At 47.5% G+C, this 6,659-nt stretch carries 5 protein-coding genes; 3 read left to right on the plus strand and 2 right to left on the minus strand.

Going from position 1 to position 6,659, the window contains the following annotated elements:
• Positions 1 to 118 precede the first annotated feature (118 nt).
• Entirely contained in the window at positions 119 to 2,419 is a 2,301-nt protein-coding gene (locus MiSe_RS04745) for a putative bifunctional diguanylate cyclase/phosphodiesterase (protein ID WP_226575415.1), read from the plus strand.
• A 75-nt stretch (positions 2,420 to 2,494) separates the two neighbouring features.
• A complete protein-coding gene (locus MiSe_RS04750) occupies positions 2,495 to 3,067 on the plus strand; it encodes a YHS domain-containing (seleno)protein (RefSeq protein ID WP_226575417.1) in 573 nt (190 codons plus the stop codon).
• 229 nt (positions 3,068 to 3,296) lie between these two features.
• Here the strand turns inward: MiSe_RS04750 and MiSe_RS04755 are convergent, their stop codons facing one another.
• Positions 3,297 to 4,115, minus strand: coding sequence for a carbonic anhydrase (locus MiSe_RS04755; protein ID WP_226575419.1), 819 nt, complete (start codon positions 4,113 to 4,115; stop codon positions 3,297 to 3,299).
• A gap of 405 nt (positions 4,116 to 4,520) precedes the next feature.
• Between MiSe_RS04755 and MiSe_RS04760 the strand changes: the two genes are divergently transcribed.
• Entirely contained in the window at positions 4,521 to 4,673 is a 153-nt protein-coding gene (locus tag MiSe_RS04760; protein WP_226575421.1) for a hypothetical protein, read from the plus strand.
• 731 nt (positions 4,674 to 5,404) lie between these two features.
• On the opposite strand, the gene MiSe_RS04765 is transcribed toward MiSe_RS04760, so the two are convergent.
• Positions 5,405 to 6,659 (minus strand): choice-of-anchor D domain-containing protein (locus MiSe_RS04765; protein ID WP_226575423.1); only part of this gene is annotated, 1,255 nt, incomplete at its 5' end.

A 6,659-nucleotide genomic window follows, 5' to 3' on the forward strand; every position in this document is an offset into this window, starting at 1 on the left:
ATTAAGCTCGTGTTTTCCCCTAGATGTGTCAGTCAATCGGGAGAAAAAAGTTGAATAGTAAAAATATAACAACTTGCGATCGCCGCATCACTCCACCGTCCACTCAGACAAAACAGTGATGACTAAGTTACCCCTGCACCCCCAAGAAAGCACTAAAATCGATACTCCAAACCAACAGCCCCAGGCAAGCTCGAAAGCTGTTCAACAGGAATTCGACGATATTACCCGCTTGGCAGCATATATCTGTCAGGCGCCCTTCGCCATGATTTACCTGACCGATGGTACCTGGCAATGGTACGTATCGGAAAGGCGGAAAGGAACGGGAAAATGGGGCATCGGGAATTTTCCCCATCCCCAAACCTTAATACCCAATCTGCATTTGGAGTCGGATCTGCTGATCGTTCGGGATACTTGGCAAGACGTCAGTTTAATCGGGACGGCAATCGGGACTTTTGCCCCAGCGGTCCGGTTTTATGCGTGTATGCCCTTAATCTCAACAAAAGGCGACTCAATTGGTTGGTTGTGCGTGATGGATAACCAACCGCGCGAGTTAAGCGATGAGCAGACATCATCATTGCGGATTTTGGCAAATCGGGCGATCGCTCAAATCGAGTCAAAGCGGAACGCCGCTCGCGCCCTGCACGAAAGCGAAGCTCGCTATGAACTGTTAATTGGGAGCGTCAAAGACTATGCCATCTACACCCTCGACCCCAACGGGTACGTGATTAGCTGGAACGAAGGTGCAGAAAAAATTAACGGCTATCAAACCGATGAAATTATCGGTCATCATTTCTCCCGCTTTTATGCGGCTGAAGATATCGAGCGCGGCAAGCCGAATCGCGTCTTAAAATTAGCAGCAGCAGCTGGTCGGTTTGAAGACGAAGCATGGCGCGTGCGTAAAGACGGGTCGCGGTTTTGGGCGAATTCCGTGGTCACCGCACTCAGAGACGAAACCGGACAGCTCAAAGGCTTCGTCAAGGTGACGCGGGACATTACCGCAGCTAAGCAAACCGAAGAACAACTGATCCACAATGCGTGGCACGATACCCTAACGGGATTGCCCAATCGAGCGTTATTTATGGAACGCTTGGGGCGCGAAGTCAGGCACGCAGGACGCCGCCAGGATCATATGTTCGCCGTACTGTTTCTCGACATCGACCGTTTCCAGGTGGTGAACGAAAGTCTGGGACACAAGGTAGGCGATCAACTGCTCAAGAGCATGGCGCGTCGCGTTGCAGGCTGTCTGGATTGTACCGATACCCTAGCCCGGTTTGGCGGCGATGAATTCACGATCCTGCTAGAAGATATCAAAGACATTAGCGACGCCACCCGCCTCGCGAGTAGGATTATCAAGGCAGTCACCGCGCCGTTTCAACTCAGCGGCTACGAAGTATTTACCAGTCTCAGCATCGGAATTGCCTTGAATTCTAGCGGCTGTCCCAAACCGGAAGACTTGCTGCGGGACGCAGAAATTGCCATGTTTCGCGCTAAGACCCAGGGTAAAGCGCGTTATCAAGTGTTCGACACTACGATGCACACCCGCGCCGTGACGCGCTTGCAGTTAGAAAACGATTTGCGACGCGCCATCGAACACCAAGAGTTTCGGCTTTACTACCAGCCAATTGTATCCCTATCAACGGGCAAGATTACTGGATTTGAGGCTTTGGTACGTTGGCAACATCCCCATCGGGGATTGGTTTCCCCAGCAGAATTCATCCCTCTGGCAGAAGAAACCGGCTTGATTTTGCCGATAGACTGGTGGGTATTGCGGGAAGCATGTCGGCAATTGCGCGATTGGCAGGTGCAGTGGGAAAGTGCGATCGCCAATAGAACGCCGGGAATTGGGGAACACTGGGGTAACGGCAGCAGGGCCCAATATTCATTCCCCACCTGCTGGCCCAAATTACCCTTGACAATGAGCGTCAATCTTTCTGGGCAACAGTTTTCCCAGCCAGATCTGCTCGATCAGCTCGACATGGTGCTTCAGGAAACAGGTTTAGATGGTCGCTATTTAAAGCTGGAAATCACCGAGGGAGTCCTCATCAGCAATCCAGAAGCAGCCACCGCCATGCTGGAGCAACTGCGAGAACGACAAATAAAATTATGCATGGATGACTTCGGTACGGGCTATTGCGGTTTGAGTTATCTGCACCGCTTTCCCCTCGACGTACTCAAAATCGACCGCTCTTTCATCGTTCGCCTCGGCGCCGAAAAGGCACAATCGGCGATCGTGCAAGCAATTGTATCGATGGCGCACAATCTGGGAATGGAAGCGCTCGCCGAAGGCATCGAGACACCCGATCAGCACGCCCAACTGCAAGCCCTAGATTGCGAATACGGACAGGGATATTTGTTTTCCAAACCTGTCGATCGCAATACGGCACGCGCTTTGATCTGGAATGGGGGCAATTGCACTTGAGAGCGGGTGTGCTCTTGTGCAGGTGTGGAGGTGATATCGTGTATCCCAAAACCTGCTACAGGGATAGAAGGGGTTATGAAAGACAAACGGGTCACAATTGCTTCTGTTTTGCTGTTGATGGGACTGGCAATGGGTTGTGCGAGTCAACCCAAGACTGAAGTAGTCAGTCTGGAAACTCCCGCGACAAAGTCCACCACTACGCCTGCTGCGAGTAAACCTGAAGCGAAAACTGCTGAATCGGTCAGTCAAGTTAAATCGCCTACAGTTAGCTTTTATACAGATAATGGGTTGGCAATTAAAGGTGCAGATCCGGTGGCTTATTTCCAGGAAGGAAAGCCAGTTAAGGGTAACAGCCAATTCGCTTACCAGTGGATGAACGCAACCTGGTATTTTTCTAGTGCCCAAAATCGCGATTTGTTTGTCAAAAATCCGCAGAAATACGCACCTCAATACGGCGGTTTTTGTGCTTGGGCTGTGAGTCAGGGCTATACGGCGCAGATTGACCCGGATGCTTGGAAAATTGTGGATGGTAAACTTTATTTGAACTACAACAAAGGCGTTCAGCGAAGTTGGGAGCGAGATATCCCTGGCAATATTTCTAGGGGCGATCGCAACTGGCCTTCGCTGAACGATCGCCTCAAAAAGTAACGACTCATATCATGTCCGCGAGAGATCGGTAGTGTATGGATGGCTAATTGCTAATTGCTAATGGCTAATATAGTATTTTTCCTGATTGAGCCAGCGATTAGCTATTAGCAGTTACACAACCGTTGCTTAAGGACATGATATCATCTATCACCTTTGTTTCAAGCTGCGATCTCTGGTTGCTTGCTCTAGGATGTGGCACAGAAACTTTGGTGTTTGCGTCAGTCCTGCCCTACTTGGTATGGGTCCCACCCCGGTAGATTCGTTGTGCTTGTTCCGGTGAAACCCACGATACTGCCGGTATGTTTTCAGGCAAACCATTTCCTGCCTCAGTATTATTACTGTGACGCTTGGGTAGGTCGCAAGCCACTGGCGGCGCAGTTGTATTAGTATATATACCTGGAACTAACCCTTCTTCCGACTCGTTTAGCTGACTTTGAGGTGGTGCGTAGGTATGGGTGTTGGCGTCGTAAGCTAGCACTTCACCCGTCTCGATATGATAAACCCATCCGTAGATTTTCAGTTTTCCTTGATACAATCTGGAGTGGACAACTGGGTAAGTTTTGAGATTTTCGATCTGCGTCAGTACATTTTCGGCGATCGCTATCTCCAACAGTTCCTCGCCCTGGTATGCGCCGTAGTTCTCTTTTACCAGTCTGCGCGTTGCTTCGGCGTGTCTCAGCCACTCGTATACCAAGGGCATTTCTTCTCTGAGTTTTTCCAGTTTCAGCAATCCCTTCATTGCACCGCAGTGAGAATGACCGCAAACGACGATCTGCTGAATGTCCAAGGCGTGTATGGCGTATTCCAACGATGCCCCTTCACCCCCATTGGCGGCTCCGTAGGGCGGAATAATGTTACCTGCATTACGGATAACAAACAATTCCCCTACTTCTGTCTGGGTAATCAAATTCGGGTCTATGCGCGAGTCGGAGCAGGTTATAAAAAGCACTCTGGGCTTCTGACCGTGGGAAAGTTGCTCAAACAATTCCTGGTGGGTCGAAAAATAACTGGCCTTAAATTCCCGCAAGCCTGTAATTAATTTCCTCATAGAGCGAACCTTATGCCATCGGCGATGATTTTCAATCTATCTTGATTTTCTCAGATCGGAAGCTGTTTATTCATCTGATTTTTTACGGGAAGTCCGCCCGAGCGCACGAGGGGTAAGCGCCACAGAAGAGGAAGACCAAAAGCACATATCATAGTTCCTCCCTCTCCTTGTCGGTTTTGACGAAAGGTAGCACAAGCGTGCAGTTATGAAGCCAAATACGTATAAAATGTTTTAATGTTTTAAGATTTTCTTTTAAAAAAAGTGCTAGTAAAATAATCAAAATTTGGTTATACTTACGTATGTCGCTTTTTCATTGAGAAGGGTTCGTACATCACCGTTACTCTGTCAGGGAAAAAACTTCATAGATTATTCAAAAATCAAGGGTGCTAAATCGGAGATAATTTTATGAAACGAGAAGACTTTTTGCTGATTTTTTTACTTTTGTATTTTTTAAAGTCGGGGTTAGGATATAACCTGATGGGGAAATATCATCTGGAGGATATTATCTTTAAACCAGACGAGATGATTGTGGATGCGGTTAGGGAGTTTTTCTATTAACTCAAGTTGCTAGTTATAAGTTTTGACAGCGGTAATTGGTAATTGGATTAACAGGCAGTGGAATCTTGACAATTACCCCAGTCATAAACGCGGTTTCTGCGTCGATTTCTCCCTGTAAAACTCACGATTTTTCAGAGAAACAGGGTTGATTTGGCTCGATGTAATGTAACAACTTACGTTAGATAATTAATTGGGTGTTTGGTTTGGCTGAATAAGCTTGTATTCCAAATCATAATGCTGGTATATCCTGGGAGTGAATAATTACTAGATGATTCAAATCGTCCGGTTGGTGCGTGAGGGATTAAGTCTCAAGTTATCAGTCAAATACCTTCATGCAGTCACGCAACCTACACCTGTATTATTCCCAAGCAAACGGATTCGATATCAGTGCCATAGTCATTAGTTATTAACTAACTAATGACTATGGCAGGACTTACGCAAGGGCGTTCGTATCACCTTTATTTCTGCGTAGATCTTTCATTGTCAAACCTACGATTTTTCACACAAACCCGGAATAGGATCGTAAGTCCTGTATTCCATACAGGACTTACGCTTGGGCGGCCTATCACCTTTGTTGCTTGCTTTTTCAGAGAAACAAAGGTGATAGGCGTAATTCCTGGCATAGAAACTAACAAGAACAAGAGAAAAAGAGAAAAAGAGAAACCTGAGGCAGAACCTCTTGGTTTCGTTCCCAGGCGGGAGCCTGGGAACGATTGGAGATCTAGGGATCTTTAGCTGAAGACAAAATTGTTGGGGTTATTCAGGTCGGCGACGCTCACATTTATGAAGGTAATGTAAGAGCTAGCAAGTGCAGATCCATCTGTACCATCTGGGTCAAGTAACAGTATGGTGTTACTGCCTTGGCTAGAAAAGCTAACGATTCCGTCAGCAATTGGATTTGAACCGCTGTAGTTAAAACTTGCCAACAGGTTTGTCATTACAATCTTGTCGATGCCGACTTGAAAATCGGTGATGGTGTCAAACCGATCTTGAATGCGGTTGTAGACAAATTCGTCAGCGCCTCCTCCACCAGTAAGCGTATCGTTACTCTGTTCTCCAATCAAGCGATCGCTAAGAGCGGTCCCCGTTAAATTATCGCGTCGGTTCGTGCCAGCGATGATTTTAAAAGTGGGGATTTCGATCGCTTTATTTGCACTCAAAGATCCCGCTGTTCCCGGTGTAGGTAATGTGAGAAGGGCATTATTACCATCAGCATCTTCAATGGCGCCGTTATTGAGCTTTAAAGCAGCCCGAGAAAGATAGTCTAAGTCGGGGGTGGTATCCTTAACTCCAACTTTGTAGTTAAACGTCAAAGTGTTAGTACCGCTACCACTGCTGAAGTTAACAACGGCATCCAATACACCAGTTTCTAGAACCAATTGGGGAGTGCCATTGACGAAGACATTCTCGCTGAAGGTCACGTTAATGGGAATTACTTGACCGACGGTGTATTTGCCATTTGGTGCTGTTGAGGTGACGTTAGTAATGGTGGGTATTAAGTTTGCAACTGGGTTGACAGTACCGGCGATCGCAAAGTCAAATGGGTTTTCATCGCTGTCGTTATTGCCAAAGGAAATCGTTCCCTTTGGATTACCCGTCGCCGTGGCATTGAGTTGCAGTTGGAAATCGGCAGTACTGCCAGGAGCAATCTCGCTGGGGAACATGCCTAGCAGGGTGAAACCAGTTGGTAAAGTTGGGGTACTTAAAGATAGAGAGGAAGTGCCGGTATTGTTGATGGTGAAGGTTTTTGTTACCGCAGTGCCAACGGTTGTAGAACCAAAGTCAATCGCTGTGGTAGTACCATCAAGGATATTAGTTGTACCACTTTTGACTTCGATTTCTGGTGCCGGGAGAGGCAAAACTGGGTTGACAGTACCGGCGATCGCAAAGTCAAATGGGTTTTCATCGCTGTCGTTATTGCCAAAGGAAATCGTTCCCTTTGGATTACCCGTCGCCGTGGCATTGAGTTGCAGTTGGAAATCGGCA

The sequence above is a fragment of the Microseira wollei NIES-4236 genome, assembly GCF_020521235.1.
GTDB classification, from domain to species: Bacteria; Cyanobacteriota; Cyanobacteriia; order Cyanobacteriales; family Aerosakkonemataceae; genus Microseira; species Microseira wollei.